This window comes from Nonomuraea sp. NPDC003804 (assembly GCF_040610675.1).
Lineage (GTDB): Bacteria > Actinomycetota > Actinomycetes > Streptosporangiales > Streptosporangiaceae > Nonomuraea.
Window position 1 is genome coordinate 45,587 of sequence record NZ_JBEXMT010000009.1, and the last position, 18,942, is coordinate 64,528.

13 protein-coding genes are annotated in these 18,942 nt (G+C 70.2%); 9 read left to right on the top strand and 4 right to left on the bottom strand.

All coding sequences use genetic code 11. The features are described 5' to 3' along the window. Positions 1 to 42: 42 nt before the first annotated feature. Positions 43 to 2,760, top strand: a complete 2,718-nt coding sequence (locus ABZX22_RS14325) for a TIR domain-containing protein (RefSeq protein WP_354908437.1) — start codon at positions 43 to 45, stop codon at positions 2,758 to 2,760. 336 nt (positions 2,761 to 3,096) lie between these two features. On the opposite strand, the gene ABZX22_RS14330 is transcribed toward ABZX22_RS14325, so the two are convergent. Then, a complete protein-coding gene (locus ABZX22_RS14330; RefSeq protein WP_354908439.1) occupies positions 3,097 to 6,537 on the bottom strand; it encodes a BTAD domain-containing putative transcriptional regulator in 3,441 nt (1,146 codons plus the stop codon). Between the two features lie 118 nt (positions 6,538 to 6,655). Between ABZX22_RS14330 and ABZX22_RS14335 the strand changes: the two genes are divergently transcribed. From ABZX22_RS14335 to ABZX22_RS14365, 7 genes are all read left to right on the top strand, one after another. Then, positions 6,656 to 7,792 (top strand): alkene reductase, encoded by a 1,137-nt coding sequence (locus ABZX22_RS14335; RefSeq protein WP_354908440.1) that lies wholly within the window; start codon positions 6,656 to 6,658, stop codon positions 7,790 to 7,792. 672 nt (positions 7,793 to 8,464) lie between these two features. Beyond that, positions 8,465 to 8,923 (top strand): hypothetical protein, encoded by a 459-nt coding sequence (locus ABZX22_RS14340; RefSeq protein WP_354908443.1) that lies wholly within the window; start codon positions 8,465 to 8,467, stop codon positions 8,921 to 8,923. Positions 8,924 to 9,188: 265 nt separating this feature from the next. Beyond that, positions 9,189 to 10,106, top strand: a complete 918-nt coding sequence (locus ABZX22_RS14345) for an alpha/beta hydrolase (protein WP_354908445.1) — start codon at positions 9,189 to 9,191, stop codon at positions 10,104 to 10,106. 481 nt (positions 10,107 to 10,587) lie between these two features. Beyond that, positions 10,588 to 11,355 (top strand): class I SAM-dependent methyltransferase, encoded by a 768-nt coding sequence (locus tag ABZX22_RS14350; RefSeq protein ID WP_354908447.1) that lies wholly within the window; start codon positions 10,588 to 10,590, stop codon positions 11,353 to 11,355. 368 nt (positions 11,356 to 11,723) lie between these two features. Continuing rightward, positions 11,724 to 12,590 carry an alpha/beta hydrolase gene (locus tag ABZX22_RS14355; RefSeq protein ID WP_354908448.1) on the top strand — a complete coding sequence of 289 codons (867 nt, stop codon included), beginning with the start codon at positions 11,724 to 11,726 and terminating at the stop codon, positions 12,588 to 12,590. Between the two features lie 370 nt (positions 12,591 to 12,960). After that, a complete protein-coding gene (locus ABZX22_RS14360; protein WP_354908451.1) occupies positions 12,961 to 13,713 on the top strand; it encodes a class I SAM-dependent methyltransferase in 753 nt (250 codons plus the stop codon). A 25-nt stretch (positions 13,714 to 13,738) separates the two neighbouring features. Beyond that, complete coding sequence (locus tag ABZX22_RS14365; protein ID WP_354908453.1) at positions 13,739 to 14,017, top strand: prevent-host-death family protein; 279 nt, start codon at positions 13,739 to 13,741, stop codon at positions 14,015 to 14,017. A 551-nt stretch (positions 14,018 to 14,568) separates the two neighbouring features. Here the strand turns inward: ABZX22_RS14365 and ABZX22_RS14370 are convergent. Together ABZX22_RS14370 and ABZX22_RS14375 are read right to left on the bottom strand one after the other, a co-directional pair. Then, complete coding sequence (locus ABZX22_RS14370; protein WP_354908455.1) at positions 14,569 to 15,309, bottom strand: NUDIX domain-containing protein; 741 nt, start codon at positions 15,307 to 15,309, stop codon at positions 14,569 to 14,571. A 106-nt stretch (positions 15,310 to 15,415) separates the two neighbouring features. Then, positions 15,416 to 16,285, bottom strand: a complete 870-nt coding sequence (locus tag ABZX22_RS14375) for a GNAT family N-acetyltransferase (protein WP_354908458.1) — start codon at positions 16,283 to 16,285, stop codon at positions 15,416 to 15,418. Positions 16,286 to 16,897: 612 nt separating this feature from the next. Between ABZX22_RS14375 and ABZX22_RS14380 the strand changes: the two genes are divergently transcribed. Then, positions 16,898 to 17,431 carry a DUF1062 domain-containing protein gene (locus tag ABZX22_RS14380; protein ID WP_354908460.1) on the top strand — a complete coding sequence of 178 codons (534 nt, stop codon included), beginning with the start codon at positions 16,898 to 16,900 and terminating at the stop codon, positions 17,429 to 17,431. Between the two features lie 606 nt (positions 17,432 to 18,037). Here ABZX22_RS14380 and ABZX22_RS14385 read toward each other — a convergent pair. Then, complete coding sequence (locus ABZX22_RS14385; RefSeq protein ID WP_354908462.1) at positions 18,038 to 18,823, bottom strand: MerR family DNA-binding transcriptional regulator; 786 nt, start codon at positions 18,821 to 18,823, stop codon at positions 18,038 to 18,040. Positions 18,824 to 18,942: the final 119 nt, after the last annotated feature.

An 18,942-nucleotide genomic window follows, 5' to 3' on the forward strand; every position in this document is an offset into this window, starting at 1 on the left:
TACTCAATCCCGAAGCACTCCCGAAGCCTCAGAATCGGGTGTGTGGATCTCCTCGGTAAGCGCGAGAAGCCATCTCCGGGTCACTACGACGGGTTCATCTCCTACAGCCGTGCCGCCGACGGCCGCCTCGGCCCCGCCCTGCGCGACGCCCTCCACCAGTTCGCCCGCCCCTGGTACCGCCTGCGTGCCCTGCGCGTCTTCTGCGACGCCCGAAGCCTGTCCGCCTCGCCGGGCCTGTGGACGACGATCGACGCCGCGCTGGACGCCTCGCGCTGCTTCATCCTGCTGGCCTCGCCCGACTCGGCGCGCTCCGTCTGGGTCCGGCGGGAGGTCGAGCACTGGCGCTCGCTCGCGGCGCAACGGCCCATGCTCATCGTGCTCACCGACGGCGAGCTCGTCTGGGACCACGAGGCGGGGCACTTCGACGACACCCTGACCACGGCCCTGCCCGAGTCGCTGCTCCGGGGCTTTTCCGAGGTGCCGCTCTGGGTGGACCTGCGCTCGATCCGCACCCAGACCGACCTGTCCCTCGGCAACCCCGCCTTCCTCGACGCCGTCGCGACGCTCGCCTCCGCCCTGCACCACCGCCCCAAGGACGAGCTCGTCGGCGAGGACGTCCGCCAGCACCGTCGGGCCCGGCGGTTCCGGCGGTTCTCCTGGACGGGGCTGTCCCTCCTGACCGCGGCGGCGGTGGTCAGCGCGGTGGCCGCGGTCGGCTCGGCCAACCTCGCGCGGGCACAGCGGGACAGGGCGGAGGCGCAACACCGGAGCGCGGTGTCCAGCCTGCTGGTCACGCGCCGGGAACAGGTCCGTGACCCAGTGGTGGCCGGGCTCCTGGCCGCCGCGGCCTCGCGTTTCAAGGCGACCGCCGAGGCGCGCCACGGCATGCTCGCCTCCCTGGCGACCCCCGCCAGGGCTGTCCTGAACGGCCTCGGCGACATCAAAGCGCTCGGCCCGGACGGCAAGGTCCTGGCCGGCGACGACCGGACCATGCGCCTGTGGGACCCGGTGACCCGCCGCTGGATCGGGAGCCCGTTCACCGCGGATTTCCGGTTGGTGACGTTCGGCCACGACGGCCGGACCCTGGTCACCCTCGGGGAGGACGGAACCGTCCGGCTGTGGGACACCACGACCTGGCGGCAGATCGGGACCACTTTCACCGGCCCGGGCGACGTGATCGCGGCCCTGGAGCTGAGCCCGGACCGCGCGACCCTGGTCACCGTCGGGTCCGACGAGAAGATCCGGCGGTGGGACACGGCGACCTGGCGGCAGATCGGGGCTCCGCTCACCGGTCACGCCGACGACGTCGAGTCTCTGCGGATCAGGCCGGACGGCACGACACTCGCCAGCGCGGGTCGCGACGGGGCCTGGCTCTGGAACCTCGCCACCGGGAAGGGGAAGCCGCTCGGCGGCCGCACCGGCGCTGTCCGGTCGGTCGTGTTCAGCGCGGATGGCGGGATCCTGGCCACCGGAGAGGACGACGGAGAGGTCCGGTTGTGGAACTCCGTCACGGGCGACGCCATCAGCAGCCCGCTGCGAGGTCATGACGGGCCCGTCAGCGCCATCGCGTTCAGCCCGGACGGCAAGACCCTGGCCACCGGAAGCTGGGACCAGACCGTCCGGCTGTGGGACCCGGCGACCGGCCGTCAGGTCGGGGACACGCTCACCGGCCACACCTACAGCGTCTCGGCGGTGGCCTTCAGCCCGGACGGCGGACTCCTGGTCACCCGCAGCTCGGACCGGACCGTCAGACTGTGGGATCCGGCGGCGCGGCGGCCGATCGGAGACCCGCTCAAGGGCCACACCGAGGAGGTCACGCCACTGCTGTTCAGCCCGGACGGCAAGACGCTGATCAGCAGCGGTATGGAGGAGACCGTCCGGCTGTGGGACCCGGCGACCGGCCGGCAGCTCGGCAAGCCGATCGGGACGCCGAACGCCTACGGCAACAACGCCTGGCCCATGGCGCTCAGCGCGGACGGCGAGACCTTGGCCATCGCCGATCCCGACGGAGAGATCCAGCAGTGGGGCATGGCGGACCGGCAGCCGACCGGAGAGCCGATCCAGGCCGGGCACAGCGTCGATTCGGTGGCGTTCAGCCCGGACGACAAGATCCTGGCCGTCGGCGGCGGCAACGGGACCGTCTCACTGTGGGATCCAGCCACCCGGCGACCGATCGGGGCGCCGATCCGGGCCGGGACCGCCCCCGTCCAGGCGGTCGTCTACAGCAGGGACGGCAAGAGCCTGGCCACCGCCTGCGACGGAACCATCCGGCTGTGGGACACGGCGACCCGGCGGCAGATCGGAAACCCCATGGAGGGCCTTACGTCGATGGCGTTCAGTCCGGACGGAAAGCTCCTGGCCGCCCTCAGTGACGACGGGACCACCCGGCTGTGGGACACCAGGACCCAGCAGCCGTCGGGAGATCCGGTCAAGGGCCATGGCGCGGTGGCGTTCAGCCCTGACGGCCAGACCCTGGCCACCGAGGGCGAGGACAGCGGCGTCCAACTGTGGGACGTGCCAACCAGGAGGCCGATCGGCAACCCGCTCAAGGGCCACACCGAGGACGTCGTGGCGCTGGCGTTCAGCCCCGACGGCCAGACCCTGGCCAGCTCCGACAACGCCGGAACCATCCTGCTGTGGAAGCCGGGCATTCCGTCGGAGCCGATGACAACGGTCTGCGCGATGGCCGGCCGTTCGCTCACCAAGGAGGAGTGGACCCGCTACCTCCCAGGCGGAGAGCCCTTCCAGAAGATCTGCTGAAGCCGCCGGGCGGTGGTGCAGACTGCCGCACATACGGGGACGCATGGTGCGCTCCGCATCTGTTCAGATGCGCGTGCCGTCCTTAGCGTTCTCCCAACCTGGTCTCTTGGGAGGACACCGTGGCCTCTGCCGTCGACGACTACTCACTCAGCCGAGTACCTACGACTGCCCGCTACCCCTGGTGGTCGGTAGCCGTTCAGCGCTTCGGGCAGGTGTCCGCGCTGACCCAGTTCATGCTGGGCGCCGCCCTCGGCTTCGGCCTCAGCTTCTGGGACGCGTTCTGGGCCCTGACGTTCGGCGCGCTCATCCTGGAGTTCGGGATGATCCTTGTCGGGATCATCGGCATGCGATGGCCGGGGACGGCACCGCCCCGGCCACGCGGCCGGCCTCTCCCGGCGCCAGCGTCGCGCCCCGCTGGAACGCCGCGGCGAACGCCGCCTCGCCCAGGATGGCGGTCGCCGCCGCGGTGATCCGGTCGACATCACCGCGCTCGGCCTCGGGCAACGGGGCGCCGACGCTCCGGCGCGCCGCGTCCGCCGCGCCGAGCAGCAGCGCCGCGCGCCCGGCCGCGACACCGTCCGCGGCATCGTCAGCGGGGCTGCCCGTCGGCAGTGCCGCGGCTCCCGCCAGCCCCTCGAAGGACAGGGCGAGGGCCCGCGGCTCGCCGAGGGAGGCGGCGATCTCCAGGCCACGTAGGTGGCAGGCGGTCGCCTCGGCCGCGTCGCCACGGAGTTCGGCGGTGAAGCCGAGCTCGGCGAGCACCAGATGCTCCCCGATCTGCGAGGACGGGTACTCGTCGCGCAGGCGGACGAGGTAGGACCGCGCCGCGTCCAGGTCGCCCGAACGGCGTGCCCCGAGCGCGAGCCCCATGAGAGCGTGGACCTCGTCGTAGAGGTGTCCCTGCTCGGCGGCCAGTTGCCGGGCCCGCTCGTGCAGGTCGTGCGCCCGGTCCCACTCGTGCGCGAGCAACGCCAGCCGGCCAAGCCCGGAGTGCCGGGCGGAGACCTCGCCCGCCAGGTCCAGCTCCTGCGCGATGCGCAGCCCGTCGTACTGCAGGCGCGCGGCCTCGGCGTAGTCGCCCCTGATCTCGGCCAGCGTGGACAGCGGAGTGACCGCCTGCAGCTCGCCCCAGCGGTCGCCGAGCTCGCGGAAGGTCGCGGCGCTGCGCAGGCCGTCGGCCTCGATGCCGTCGAGGTCGCCGCCCACCAGCGCGTGCATGGCGCGCAGCCCGAGCACGGCGGCGCCACCCCACCGGTCACCGGTGACGGCGAACAGGTCGAGCGCCCGTGCGTTGACCTTCTCGCCGGCGGCGGGGTCACCGGCGTGGAACAGGGCGTAGGCGTACAGCCAGAGCGCGCGGCCGCGCCGTACGGGGTCCTCGATCGCCGCCTCGTCAGGTGCCGGTGCCGCGGGCCGCCCGCCGGTCAGCAGTGTGAAAGCGTGCTGCGCCAGGTGGAGCTCGGCGGCGTCGGGCGCGACGGCGAGAACGGGCGCCAGGGTGCGGTGCCCCTCGCCCAGCCGTCCGCGCAGCAGCCACCACCACGACAGCGCGGTGGCGAGACGGACGGCCCGGCTGCTTCCCTCGCCCGCCGCGGCCTGCCGTACCGCCTCTTCCAGCGCCGCGCGCAGGTTGGCGGCCTCGGCGTCGAGGCGGCCGAGCCATGCCCGCTGCCCGGCGTCGCGCAGCCGCGGCTCGGCCCGTTCGGCCAGGTCGAGGTAGTGCCGCAGGTGCCGGTCGCGCACCTCGGCGGTCTCGTCCGTCTCGGCCAGGCGGTCGCGCGCGTAGGCGGCCACCGACTCCAGGAGCCGGTAGCGAGGGCCGGCGGGACCGTCGACCCTCACGACGAGTGACCGGTCGACGAGGCGGAGCACCAGCTCGACAACGTCTTCGGCGGCCACGCCGGCCCCTGCGCAGACCGCCTCGGCGGCGTCCAGGTCGCAGCCGTCGCTGTGCACGGCCAGGCGGCTGAGCACCGTGCGTTCCGGCGCGCTCAGCAGCTCCCAGCTCCAGTCGATCACCGCCCGCAGAGTCTGCTGCCGCGCCGGCAGGCCGTGCTGCCCTGAGGCGAGCAACCGGAAGCGGTGCTCCAGGCGTGCCGCCAGCTCCCGCACGCCGAGGCCGCGCACCCGGGTGGCGGCCAGTTCGAGGGCGAGCGGGATGCCGTCGAGCCGGCGGCAGATCTCCGACACGGGCTCGCGGGTGTCCTCGCCCAGCGAGAAGCCGGGGTCGGCGGCGGCGGCCCGTTCCGCGAACAGCCGTACGGCGTCGGCGGGCGGGAGCGGTTCGACGACGAACACGGCCTCGCCGGGCACGCCGAGCGGTTCCCGGCTGGTGGCAAGGACGCGCAGGCCGGGCGCGGCGCCGAGCAGCGCGTGCGCGAGGGCGGCCACCGGCTCGACGATGTGCTCGCAGTTGTCCAGGACGAGCAGGATCCGCCGGTCACGCAGGGCGGCGGCCAGCCGGTAGACGACGCGGTCGGCGGCCTGGACGGCGGCCGGCTGGATGACGGCTGGTTGGACGGCGGTGGGCTGGTCGGGGGCGGGCTGGTCGGCGGGCGCGGCGTCCGCGCCCGGCCCGGAGCCCGGCGGTGTGTCGTCCCTCACGCCGAGCACGTCGGCGACCAGCTGAGCGACGTCGGCCACGCCGCCGTGCTGCGCGGCCAGCTCGACCAGCCACACCCCATCGGGCGTGGCCGATCCGAGCCTGGTCCCGGCCGCCACCGCGAGCCGGGTCTTGCCGACTCCCCCTGGCCCGGTGAGGGTGACCAGGCGGGCGCCGCCGAGCAGCTCGCCGACCTCGTCCAGGGATCGCTCGCGACCGATCAGGGCGGTGAACGGGGTGGGCAGGTTCGAGCACGGGCGGGCCTCCCCCGCCACGGCAGGACTCACGGCGTCCGTGGGCTGCCGGTCCGGTGCCGGAGCGGGCGAAGCCTCGACACTCGGTGCCGACGCGCGCACATCGTCCCCGCCCCCAGCCGGGGACAGCAAGGCGGACCGGGCCCGGGCCGGGGACAGCCAGGAATCCCGGGCCTGCTCCGGGATCAGCGAGGCGTCCTGACGCAGGATCGCACGGTGGAGCGCGGCCAGCTCGGGGCCCGGGTCGAGGCCGAGCTCGTCGGCCAGGCGGTCGCGCAGGTCGGCGTACGAGGCCAGTGCCTCGCTCTGGCGACCGGCCAGGTACAGAGCGCGCAGCTGGACGGCGCGCAGCCGTTCCCGCAACGGATGGCGGGCCACCAGGTCGGCGAGCTCGCCGGTCAGCAGGATGTGCTCGCCGGACTCCAGGCGGGCCTCGGCCTGCTCCTCCAGGACGGCCAGCCGCTGCTCGGCCAGGCGCTGCGCCGCCGTACGCGCGAACTCCTGGTCGGCGACGTCGGCGTAGGCCGGCCCGCGCCACAGCCGGAGCGCCTCGGTGAGCAGCGCGGCCCGCGCGCGGGCGTCGCCGGCCGAGCGGGCCGCGGCCACCAGGGAGCCGAACCGGTCGGCGTCGACCTCGTCGGTGCCGGGGTCGAGACGCAGCCGGTAGCCGGCCGCCTGGTGCTCGACGCGGTCGCGGCCGATGGCGCGGCGCAGCTGGGAGACCTTGGCCTGGAGGGCGTTGGCAGGATTGCCCGGCAGGTCGTCGCCCCACAGGTCGTCGATGAGCCGGTCGGCCGAGACCGGCCGCCCCTCGTGGACGAGCAGATCGGCGAGCAGCGCCCTGACCTTCGCCTCGGGCACCCTCACCGGGCTGCCCGCGCCGTCCCACACCGTCAGGGGACCCAGAACACCGAACCGCATGGCTGCACCGTACACATCGCTGATGGGCGGGCCGTCAGCGGACCGTCAGCGGCTCCGAAGCGCGGGCGAGCACAGTGATCCCTGTCAAGGACATCAGTACCGGATGGAAGGCACGATCATGGTTGACGCAGAGCAGACCCACCGCCTGTTGGAACCCGCCCGCCTCGGCGCGCTGAGCCTGCCCAACCGGCTGGTGATGGCGCCGATGACACGCACCAGAGCCGGAGCCGACGGCGTGCCCGGGCCGCTGATGGCCACCTACTACGCGCAACGCGCCTCCGCCGGGTTGATCATCGCCGAGGCCGCCACGCCGAACGCGGTGGGCAGGACCTATCCCAACATTCCGGCGATCTACGACGACGCGCACGTGGCCGGATGGCGGAACGTCACCGGCGCCGTACGGGCCGCCGGTGGCCGGATGTTCCTGCAACTGCAGCACGGCGGCCGGATCGGCCACCCCGACACCACCGGGCTGACGCCGGTCGCGCCGTCGCCGGTCCCGATGCCCGGCACGATCTTCACGCCCGGCGGGCACCAGGCCACCGTGGTGCCGCGGGAGATGACCGCGGACGAGATCCGTGCCACCGTCGCCGACTTCGCCGCCGCCGCCCGCAAGGCCGTCGAGGCGGGGTTCGAGGGGGTGGAGGTGCACGGCGCCAACGGCTACCTGATCCACCAGTTCCTGTCCGCGGCCACCAACCACCGCACCGACGGCTACGGCGGCTCGGTGGCCGGCCGCATCCGGTTCGCGGTCGAGGTGGTGCGGGCCGTCGCCGAGGCGATCGGCCCCGAGCGGGTCGGCCTGCGCGTCTCCCCCGGCGTCACCGCCAACGGCATGCACGAGGACGACGCCGACATCGAGGCCGTCTACCCGGCGCTGATCGGCGCGCTGGCCGACGCCCGACTGGCCTACCTGCACGTCGTCTTCGCCGAACCCGGCCGGCCGCTCTTCCACCAGCTCCGCCAGGCCTGGCCGGGCGCGCTCATCGCCAACCCGATGCTGCCGTGGCCCGGCCCGCTTCCGGCCGACGGCGGCCGGCGGGAAGCCGAGCGGCTGCTGGCCGCCGGAGCCGACCTCGTCTCGCTCGGCCGGGCCTTCCTGGCAAACCCCGACCTGGTCGAACGGCTGCGCGCCGGGGCGCCGCTCAACCCGCTGCGCGACAACCTCATGTACGTCGGAGGGGAGACCGGATACACCGACTACCCGGCGCTGGCCGACACCCGCCCGGTCCTGCCGGAGCCGGCCGCAGCCTGATCATCCGCCCGGTCGGGACCGACCCGGGTCCCGACCGGGCGGGATCGGTCCGGGTCCCGACCGGGCGGGATCGGTTCGGGGTCCAACCGGCCCCCGGGTCCGGCATGGATCTGACCCTGGGGAAGCGGTCCGCGGTCGGGGGGCCGCGAGGGGGCGCGGTGAGCGCCTTCTCCGACGTCGGCGGCAGCGGTCGCGTGACCGAACCGGTCCACCACCTCGATCACGCACACCCGCGCCTTCGTCGCGCCACACCGCAGGATGCGCGCCGGAAGCCCGTGGCGAGGTAGCGGGAACCCCGCCGTCCACAGGCCGGAGCAAAGCTTCATCCTCAGCACGTGCACCACGCTGTGCGGGGACAGCATGCTCGTGCTGCTCGTCATCGCGCCCTTCCCTGCCGTGCATCCGCGAGCGAGTCCGCCTGAATTCCGTCGTCGTTCAGGCGCCGACGCCGTCCCAGGCGGTCTGCCGCCGGCAGGCCGCCTCGACGAGCGTGGACGGACGCTTCGCAGGTGAGTCGGCGCTGAGCGCCTCCGACGAGGCTGTGCCGCTTGCGAGAGATCAGCGCGATCATGCAGGCTGCAGTCGCCCTGCAAGCGACACCTGATCAACTATCGGCATCGGAACGGACAAGGCCGGCCCACCAGGCTCCGCCTTTCAGCGTGAGGAAGAACGATGGCATCGATCGTCTTCGGGACACTCGCCGTCATTGCATTGATCGTGGGCTTGGTGCTGTTCCTCGTGCTGCGGCGGAAGCCGCACACCCGGGTCGGGGCCTACGTCAGCGCGGCGTTCCTCCTCCTGGGCGCGGGGGTGCTCGCCATGGGCTCCATCTCGTTCGCGAGCCTGGAATCGGCTGCGCTGCAGACCTTCACACCGGAGGAGCGCGCGGCGGCGGTGCCGTGCAACGCGGCTGTCCTGGGGGCCGAGGAGACGTCCAACAAGCTCAACGGACGCTACATCTGGCTGTTGCGGCTCCGCGTGACCCCTCAGGCCGGCAGCCCGTACGAGATCGAGCGCACGGCCCGGCTCACCCCGTCCATGGGGGAACGCCTGGAGCGGGGCAACGTCGTGCTTTCCTGCCTGGTTTCCCCCACCGACCCCACCCGGATCGAGATCTCGGCCCTGGCCTGAGCCGTCCTTGTGGAGTGGGCGCGTAGCTTCTTGCATCTCACTCGCAAGATCGTGACCAAGGGGGCTGACCAGGTCGGTTTCAAGGTGCTGCGCGCTCGGGAACCGTCACCGTGCCGCTACCCGCATCTCGGCTGGACTCGGTGATCTCCCGGAGTTCATGCGGACTGAGGGGGTCTGAGACTCACCCGGGGATGTTCAGTGTCTGTTGGGTAGTTCTGACGCCTGGATGGAATCGGCGGGATAGGCCAACCAAGGAGACCGTAAGATGCAGGCGACCGACAAGCCACGCCACCGCAGCCTCCACGTGGACGGGCTCGAGGTCTTCTACCGAGAGGCCGGCGCGGCGGACAAGCCCTGCGTACTGCTGCTGCACGGCTTCCCCAGCTCATCGCACACCTTCCGGCACGTGCTCTCGCCGCTGGCCGAGGTGAGCCGGGTCATCGCCCCGGACCTGCCGGGCTTCGGGTTCTCCGCGGCGCCCGGCGTCGATGAGTACGCGTACACGTTCGCCAACCTGGCCGACACCGTCGAGGCGTTCCTGGAGCAGATCGGCGTCGACGAGTTCTTCGTCTACCTGCACGATTTCGGCGCCCCGGTCGGCTACCACCTCGCCACCCGGCGTCCCGAGCGCATCCTCGGGCTCATCGTGCAGAACGGCAACGCCCACGAGGATGGTCTGGGTAGCCAGTGGGACAGCACACGGGCCTTCTGGGCCGATCCTTCGGAGGCCAACCGTGCCCGGCTGCCCGAGTGGCTGAACTTCGAGGGCGCCCGCGAGCAGTACCTGGGCGGGCTGCCGGAGCGGGTGCGCGACCTCCACCCGCCGGAGACGTGGCACCTGGACTGGGAGCGGATGTCGCGGCCGGGCAACGTCGAAGCCCAGTTCCAGTTGTTCTGCGACTACGCCAGCCACGTCGCCCGCTTCGGCGAGCTGGCCGACTACCACCGGACCCGCCAGCCACCGTGTCTGCTGCTCTGGGGCCGCCACGACCCGTTCTTCGACCTGTCCGAGATCATGGGCTACGCGCGTACGCTCGACCGGCTCGAGATGCACGTCTACGACGCCGGCCACCTCCTGCTCGAGACCCACGCGCCCGAGTGCGCCGCGGCAATGAGGGCCTTCATCACCGATGTCACCGCCGAGCGCGCCATGGCTGACGGCATCACCAGTCGTCGACGCTGACGTACGGCCGGGGCCACACGGTCATGTGCGGCATCACCGCCTTGGTTCACGCGGTGCGCATCCGCTCCGGTGCCGGCGGGGCCGCCACCACAAGCGTCCGGACCGCGTACGCACGTTAGCTGCCACACCACGCTTCGTCGGCGGCCGGGGCGGGGCGGAGCGGGGCGCCGGGAGCGTTCGTGCCCGTGGGCCCTTGCGCGCGTCGCAGCCGGCGCAGCAGACATCAGGGCGTCAGGGCGTCAGGGCGTCAGACGCGAGCATCGGCATACCGGCTTGCTCAGTACAGCAGATCTGTGCGGCGGGGTCGCTCTCGTGATCTACGTCATGAGCCGTTCGGGCATGCCCCTCCTTCAGGGTCCGGTCACGTCAGCGGCTTGCGCTTCATCGTTGTGGCTTCAGGCTTCTGCTGCCCACGATCGGGTGGCGAGGCCAAGCGAAAAGATCAAGCATTGACGGCGCAGCTCGTGTCAAGATGCTCCGCATGTCGAGTCGCGCACTGAGTTTCGGAGTGATGGCGGAAGCATACGAACAGTTCCGGCCGGGGTATCCCGTGGAGGTTTTCCACAGAGTGATGGCATACGCGGCTCAGCCGGTTCGGACTGCCCTCGAAATCGGCGCCGGGACAGGCAAAGCCACCCGCCTGTTTGCTCAGCAAGGAGTCACGGTCACCGCGACCGAGCCTGATAGGGCCATGCTCGCCGAGTTGCGTAAGCACGTGCCGGCGAACGTCAGGACCGTACAAGCCCTGTTCGAGGACTTGCGGCCGGGCGAGAGATACGGACTGGTTTATGCGGCAGCGGCGCTGCATTGGACAAAACCGGAGGGGCGGTGGTCACGCATGGCGGCGCTCCTGGAGCCTGGTGGCGTTTTTGCTTCGTTCGGCGGGCCGGTCCAGCTGGGTGACCCCGCTGTGGAAGAAGCTGTTCGCGTGGCACGGTCACCGTTTTTGGCGAGCGACGAGATTCCGTCTCCGGATGGGACGCCTCCGGAGCATGACATGCAGTGGCCGGGTACGGAGCTCCAGCGGTCGGAGTGGTTCGCTGATGTTCAGCAGTCCGTGGTCGAGCGGCGCCTGACGATGAGTGCTCGCGAGTACGTCGGCTATCTCTCGACGGTCTCGGCTTATCTCATGTTGCCGACCTTGGAGCAAGAGCAGGTGTTCGGCCGGATCATGCAGGTTCTGCCCGCGACGGTGGAGATCACCGCCGACATCACCGTCCATGTCGCGCGCCGGCGCCGCGAACAGTAGTGCATCACGTACTCCACCGCGTCCAGGAGGCTGCGCTCGGCGTCGGTCGACTCCGAGTCGATCGACTCGATCAGCGCGAACCTCAGATCTCACCGACCCGTGGTCAAGCCCGTGGACCGTTTCTGCCGCATTCAGGTGGCACCCGTTGCCGGCCCCTATGCCGTGGTTGCGGATGGTAGGAGGACTGCGCAGCGATCCTGCTAACGCGTCGGCCGCCGCGATCACGGTGGTTCCCGTGGCGCCGTCAACCAACGTGACACCAGCCGCTATATAGGCCCTGACCTGGGGAAGAAGCTTCCCGCGTCCAGCCCGGCGAGTGTCCGTTGAAAGATCGTCTTATCGGACCCGGCCGCATTACACTCACGTCCATGACCGCGACCATGATCGAGTTGGACGACGGTGCACAGCTACGTACGTGGACCACAGGCTCGGTGATTCCGCAGAGGTTTCCCGTGGTCATGGTGCACGGCGGTCCAGGAGTCCCCGACTATCTCGCCCCGGTCGCCGGCATCATCGACGACCTGTGCCTGGTCCACCGCTACGACCAGCGCGGCACCGGCGGCTCGTCCTGGCAGGGAGACCACACGATCGTCCGCCACGTTCACGACTTGGCGTTGTTGCTCGATGCGTGGAAGCACGACCGGGTCGTTCTGCTGGGGCATTCGTTCGGAACCAATATGGCCGGCTACTTCCTGCTGGCCCATCCCGAGCGCGTGGCCGGACTGATTCAGATCGCTGGGCCCTTCCTGGATCCATGGCGGGAAGCCGACCGAGCAGCACAGCGAGCGCGACGCACTGACGAGCAGCAGGCCAGGCTCGACGAACTCGATGCGATCGAATCGCGCACAGACGCCGAGGAGATCGAGTACCTCACGCTGTCGTGGTTCACCGACCACGCCGACCGAACGCGGGCATGGGATTGGGCGCTGGCATCAGCCCATACGCTGCGGCCCGTCAACTACGCGATGAACACCCAGCTCAACGCAGCCAAGAAAGCCGACCCGCTCGAATCACACGTGGACGAGCTTCGCGAGCACCTGCCGCCCGGCGCGGTGATCATCGGCGGGGCCGGCGACAGCCGCCCTGCTGATGCCCTGCGGCGTCTCGGAACACGCCTAAACTGCGAGGTCATCATCGTCCCAAACGCGGGGCACCATCCATGGCTGGAAGCACCAGACCAGTTCGGTGCGGCGCTCCGCGCTGCAGTGGAGAGGCAGACCCAAAGGGCCGGCTGACGGGTCAACGATCCCCTATGACGGACACCCTCACGGCCCTCGACTCGGATCCACCTGCCGTACCAGTCACGGTCCAGGGTGTGGCCCCGACCCGTGGAGGTCAGACAGGCCAGTCCTGGCCGGTGCCACCGGCCGGGTCGCCAGGAGAACCGGCGTGCCGGAAGGACATCCTCCAGCCTCGCCCGATGCGACCAGGTGGCCTCATCGCCAATTTCTAACACACCGACCGACCTGAAAGAATCACCCTCACGGACTTCAGCGTGACGTGAGCAGACCGTTACTCAACAAGGCGGCGATTTCGAAGCGCTCGGCCACGGCAAACGCGCCGTACGGCTGTGCCGCCCGAGACTGGTGGGCCAAAATGGCCCGCATGCCTACCGTGCCGGAAAATCACGTTGAGACCGCACATCCGTCCCGATTCAACGACTACGACAGAATCGCCGAGGGGTACACGGCCGAGAACGAGACCAGCCTCCTGAACGCGTACTACGAGCGGCCCGCGATGCTGGAGCTCGCCGGGGACGTGACCGGGCGGCGCATCCTCGACGCCGGCTGCGGCTCAGGCCCCCTGTTCTCCGAGCTGCGCGATCGAGGCGCCATCGTGACCGGCGTCGACGCGAGCGCCGGGATGCTGGAGCTGGCCCGACGGCGGCTGGGCGCCGACGCGGACCTGCAGGTCGCCGACCTGGCCAGCCCACTGCCCTTCCCCGACGACGCGTTCGACGACGTCATCGCGTCCCTGGTGCTGCACTACCTGGAAGACTGGGGACCGACGCTGGCCGAGCTGCGACGCGTGCTGAGGCCTGGTGGCAGACTCCTCGTCTCGGTCGAGCATCCTTTCGCCATCGCCCTCATGCGTCACTCGGCGGGCGACAAGATCCACTATTTCGAGACCCGTAACCGGACCGAAGAATGGACCATGGGTGGGCAGACCGCGCAGATGCGCTTCTGGGACCGGCCGCTGCACGCGATGACAGACGCCTTCACCGCGGCCGGCTTTCGCGTCAGCGTCATCAGCGAACCGCCGCCCGTGCCGGAAGCACGCGATGTGTTCCCCGAATTTCGCGAGTTCGCGGGCACGAGGATCCTGGCCTTCTTGTTCTTCGTTCTGGAAGCCGGCTAACGGCGCCTCGTAACAATCAATTGTGGTGACTGAGCGTTTCAGCGGGCGATTCCCGCCAACTGAAGCGCTCAGTCACAGCTATCAGCTCGGCCCGCTCGTGTCCCGCGCGGTTACGGCCACCGCCTCACCCGACTCTCGCTCCGACAAAGAACGCGCGGTGCTCATCTGCGAAGCGGACTTCGCGGGGTATGTGCAACTGAAGCGGGAGCGCGAGACCACCGCCGGCCGCGGTGAGATCGAGATGACGGTCCACACCTCCCCTAACTACGCCGATCGCGGGTTGGACGACGGCACCCACCAGTGAAGCGCCCTGTCCATTTCGCCCCCGAAGTCAGGACGCCCTGCGCCTGGCGGTGCTGGCCCTGCGGGCGTTGATCGTCGCTGTGCTGGACTGGCCGACGATCCGATGCCGCCGGGCGCCGTCCCTTACACCGACATTGGTCACGCCCGCCTTCCGGGCGATCTACTCGTACGGCCCAGACCTGGAGTACGCGTCGGTCTGGGTCCCGCACATCGACACCTGACCTGAGACCAGGTGGGCTGAGAGCCCGGCGAGGTGGCCTGCCGGCGGGATTGGGGGGCCGGTAACGCCCATGTCACCAGCCTCAAACGGGCGATCTTTGCCGAGGTTCCCAGCCGCGGCGCCGTGGCCGGCTTCCTGCTGCTGATGGCCGAGCGGTTCGCCCGCAAGCGCCTGCACGTGCTGGCCTACGTGGAGGGCAAGGACACCTCCGGCACACTTCCACCTGGCGAGCGGGTTGAGGCAGCGGCCCGTGGCGGAGCTGGTCACGAATGTGCTGACGCCGCTAACCCGTCCTGTACCTGAGCAAGCATCAGCCAGGGAGCGGCCGTTCGTCACTGAGCCGAGCGGCCAAGATATCGGCGCAGGGCTTCTCGCCCACCTGGAACGAAGGGCCCTCGATTGACCACCTTCCGCAGTTCGAGCTCCGTGAGCCAGGCATGCCAAGCGATCTCGGACGGATCTGGAGCCAATGGCTCGGCGATCAAGGCCTCGTGCACCCCGAACCAGACAGGGCTGATCCCGTCCTGGCACAGGAACTTGAACAAGAAGCGGACCGGGACGCCGGCGCCCAGTTCCTCGACCAGTTCGCGGGCCGCCGCGTCCTCATACGATTCGCCTACGCCCACCGCGCCGCCGACCATCACGTCATAGTGGCCGGGAAAGCGAACATGCCCCTCGGCTCGGCGCAGCACGAGGATCCGCCCCCTCCGATCGCGGCAGATCGTCGTCGCGATCCGATGCATCCACCGCCGACGCACCGCCTCCGCGCGCTCCACGACTTCCAGCACGCGGTCCTGTTCATCCACCCGCTCGATCAGCTCACCCACGCAGCAGACGGTCGCAGACGCCACCGACAACCTCACCCGGTAGTCCAGATGACCCCGTATCTGGGTGCGGTGGCACTCGATCGTGCTGCCGCTCCCCTCATACAACCCCAGCCGCGTCGCGCCGCGCTTGCCTGATACGAGGAGCATCTCCTCCTCGAGAATCGTCCAGTGCTCGGCCAGGTCGTCAATGCCTAACGGCGTGCGCTCCAGGGCAGGTGACCCACTACAGCGGATGGACCATGACACACCGCAGCATCAAGGATGATCATCCGCGTTTGGGGCTGGTGACACAGCCGTTAACGGCACCCCGGATTGTGTCTCGCGTTCCGCACCCGCCCCCACACCGAAGGCCTCAGGAAGCGTTGCGGTACAGGTCCCGTCTCTCGTTCAACTGCTGGAGGCCGGCCGACTGGTAGGTGGCGACGGCGCCGACGTTGGAGCTCGGGCAGCACACGATCACGCTGGACGAACCCAACTCCTGGAGTGCGCGCGCTGCGGCGACCGTGATGGCTCGACCGTAACCGTGACCGCGGTGTGCCCGGTGCACCCCCATCGGCTCGATCAGCCCTGGCTTGCCCTCACCCGCCGACCACACCGTCACGGCCGCCACCGCCTCGCCCTGCTCATCGCGAACGACCAGGCACCGCGCGTCGCCATACGGCGCACCTGCCGCCATCGCGTGCCAGCGCTCGTCGGTGAACGTCGACCCGTCGAACGACGCCCGCAGGACCGCGGCCCACTCATGTGCCCGTTCCGGCCCGATCACCTCGACGCGAACGCCGGGATCCGGCACAGGCGCGCCGAGGTCACGCCGAAGTAGTGTCCACGGCTCGCCACTCCCCCAGCCGTCCTTGAACAGCAGGTCCTGGACCAGCGCACCCATCGGCGCCTCGACGTACACCCTGCCATCGAGGAGCACACCGCGTTCAGGTGCCGACACGTCGTCGACCACCTGCTGCGCCAACTCCTCCTCCCGCAACGCCTCCGGCGCGAACGCCAACCTCAGCAACTCCGCACCATCCAGCAGCCCGACCGCCAGAACCTCCCCAGCCCGACTCCAGGTCCGCGTAGCCTCCGCAGTCCGGTCCACACCGAACCGCCAGAACCACCCCACATCCCCTGGATGCAACTGCACGGGCCCTCCGTCGTACTGCCACTCCCCCAACACCCGCACCACGTCGCCGAGCCCGTCGATCCCCGGCCTACCCATCTCGATCGCCATCCCTCGATCACACACCACCCCACCGGCCCGCCGCACCCGCTTTTCCCGCCGGCAGTCAGTAATCGGCGTCGCCGTGACCATGTACGCAGCCTGCCGCTGACCTGCACGAACATGCTCGGTTGCGGCCGGTGACAAGTTTTTGACGGCACATGCCTACCCGGAAACGACCACGGTGGAGCGGCAAAAGTGCAGGTCGGGGTCGGTCATCTCGTGCCGACAGTTCCGTTTCCCGGGCGCTGCCCAGATGACAGCAGGCTGCCGCGAGGGAACACGATCACCGCCCGGCTGCGCGGATCCAACCCGCTTGGCCGGCACCGCCCCGGCCGGCACCGTCGCGCTGCCACCCTGTCGCCGACGATCGGCAGGAAACAAATTCGATTGTGGCGCTGCCCGTGAACCACTAGCGTGCGGCAAGCACTATCGGACTCGTCGTGGGGACTGTCGCGTGACGCCGCCTGCTCTCGCTGCCTGACATCTTCTTCTGCGCTTTCTCACCGGCCTCGTGGCCGGTCTCGCCGGGCTGCTCTGAATCTCTGAGTCGCCCTGGCTGCTCAGCGTTCTGTGTCAGGTCTTAGAGAGATCATGTCTTCACAATCCCATAGAGATCATTTCGTGCTGCCCTGGTCCGTGCGGAGGACTCGGCTGCCGCTGCTCGCCATGCGTTGCCTGGACTGCCGCGCGGAGGCGGCCACCGTCGGCGAGGGCAGGTTCCGGATCAACGCCAACGGCAAGCTGCTTGACGTGTGGCTGCTCGTCCGATGTGTCTGCTGCGATCGGACCTCGAAGATCACAGTCCATGAGCGGGTGCCGGTCCGATCGGTGGATCCGGCCAGGCTGTGCGCCTTCGAGAACAACGATCAGGAGCTCGTCGCGCACGCGCTCCTGGACCCCGCGGTCGCACGGCGCAACCGGTTCACCCTCGACTGGCGTGGCGCGTGGCAGCTGGAGTCATCGGCCGTCGATGCGGCTTGGCCGTACCGGGTGGACGTCGGTTTCCTCGATCCCGTGCCTGTCCGCCCGGAGCGGCTGATCGCCCAGGGGCTCGGGATCAGCAGGGGCGAGGTCGAGCGCCGGATCAAGTGCGATCTCCCCCTCAACCGCACAACGAGCACGGGTTTCTCGTTCGTCGTCATGCCCGCTGTTTAAGGTCAGGAGGAATGGCGGGACCGAGGTTACGACTGGCGGTGCGGTGCTTCTGCTTGCCGTCACGACGACCGCCTCGGCCCCGCTCGACCTGCGTCTCCCGCGCGGAACCGGCCGTACGCGTCGATGATAGCCGCCTGCCAGTCACCCACCGCCTTTCACCTGTCGGGAAGCGCAGAGAAGTCGCCTTCGGCGACGGCGTGCACCACTGTCTCGGGGCGCCACTGGCACGGACGGAGATGCGCATCGCCTTCCGCCGCCCTGCTGCGGCGCTTCCCCTGCGTCGCCCTCGCCGAACCGTACGAGCAGGTCGGCTTCCGTGTCTTCAGCGCCGTGTACGGCGTGCACGCGCTGCGGGTGACCTGGTGAGTAGACGGGCATCGAGAGCTGACGCCGCTCGTCTGCTCACCAGGCCAGTCCAGGATGAACGTGGCATAGGCCGTCGCTCTGCTGCGGTGTGCGTGGCACTGTCGCCGGCATCGGGACGGCAGGCGAGTCGGCCAGGCGGGGGCTGCTTCTCTGGGCGACTCGGGCAGCCGGATTCGATGGGGATGCTCTGGCCTGGCGGACCGGCGGGTCGCCGGGCCGAAGGACCGGAACACGGCGCGGTCAGTAGGAGTCCGGTCTGGGGATATGGATGCCGGCGGCGCGGAGCTTGGTCTCGACGAGCGCGACCCCCCGGGCCGCGGCCGATCCCTGCTCCTCGCCGTGGAGGGCGATCAGCTTGTACCGGGTCGCGGCCTCGGTACGTGCTTGCAGACCGGTCACGATCTTCAGATGTGCGGGATTGGCGAGGAAGTGGTCGGCAACGGCGGTGGCGAGCTCGGCGATGCGCGGGTCGTCCGGTTCCCAGGCCGCAGCTTCGGCGGCGCGCTTGATCAAGGCGACGAACCGGGTGTCTTGCAGGGCGTGCTCGACATGGGTCAGGTAGTCGTCGAAGCCCTCTGGGACCAGGGCCCTGGCCAGCACCCAGCCCTCCCTGGTGGCCGCCACCTCGTCCGCGGGGAAGCCGAGGCCGGACAGCCGTTCCAGCAGCGCCACAGCGCGGTCGGGCAGCAGGGCCCGGTCGCCGTCAGCGAGCCGGTGCAGCGTGTCCCGCCTCGTGATCAACTCCTCGATCCGTTCGGTGAGTTGCCGCTCGATGTCGGCGAGCGCGGCGGCGAACAGCGCGGCGTCGGCATCGAGCAGGGGCCCGATCTCGGCCAGCGGCACCCCGGCGGCGGCCAGCGTCCGGACCTGCACCAGCCGCAGCAACTCGGCCGATCCGTACCGCCGGTAGCCGGAGCTGTCGCGTTCGGGCTCCGCGACCAGGCCGAGCTTGTGGTAGTGCCGCACCGTCTTCACCGTGACGCCGACGAATGCCGCCGCCTGCCCGATCGTGACTCCGTTCATCATCTGCTCAGCCTGCCTTGTGCTCGAGCCCGGCCACGAATTCGTCCACCACGGCCGGCCATGTGGACTCGTCGAGCTCGGCGTGGCCCGGTTCGCGTTCTGCCTGATGCACGACCGGAAGG

What these genes read in the sequence shown, in the direction of transcription:
- ABZX22_RS14330 (WP_354908439.1), bottom strand. Translation starts at nt 6,537, where the DNA reads ATGCGGTTCGGTGTTCTGGGTCCCCTGACGGTGTGGGACGGCGCGGGC.
- ABZX22_RS14335 (WP_354908440.1), top strand. Translation starts at nt 6,656, where the DNA reads ATGGTTGACGCAGAGCAGACCCACCGCCTGTTGGAACCCGCCCGCCTC.
- ABZX22_RS14340 (WP_354908443.1), top strand. Translation starts at nt 8,465, where the DNA reads ATGGCATCGATCGTCTTCGGGACACTCGCCGTCATTGCATTGATCGTG.
- ABZX22_RS14345 (WP_354908445.1), top strand. Translation starts at nt 9,189, where the DNA reads ATGCAGGCGACCGACAAGCCACGCCACCGCAGCCTCCACGTGGACGGG.
- ABZX22_RS14350 (WP_354908447.1), top strand. Translation starts at nt 10,588, where the DNA reads ATGTCGAGTCGCGCACTGAGTTTCGGAGTGATGGCGGAAGCATACGAA.
- ABZX22_RS14355 (WP_354908448.1), top strand. Translation starts at nt 11,724, where the DNA reads ATGACCGCGACCATGATCGAGTTGGACGACGGTGCACAGCTACGTACG.
- ABZX22_RS14360 (WP_354908451.1), top strand. Translation starts at nt 12,961, where the DNA reads ATGCCTACCGTGCCGGAAAATCACGTTGAGACCGCACATCCGTCCCGA.
- ABZX22_RS14375 (WP_354908458.1), bottom strand. Translation starts at nt 16,285, where the DNA reads ATGGCGATCGAGATGGGTAGGCCGGGGATCGACGGGCTCGGCGACGTG.
- ABZX22_RS14385 (WP_354908462.1), bottom strand. Translation starts at nt 18,823, where the DNA reads ATGATGAACGGAGTCACGATCGGGCAGGCGGCGGCATTCGTCGGCGTC.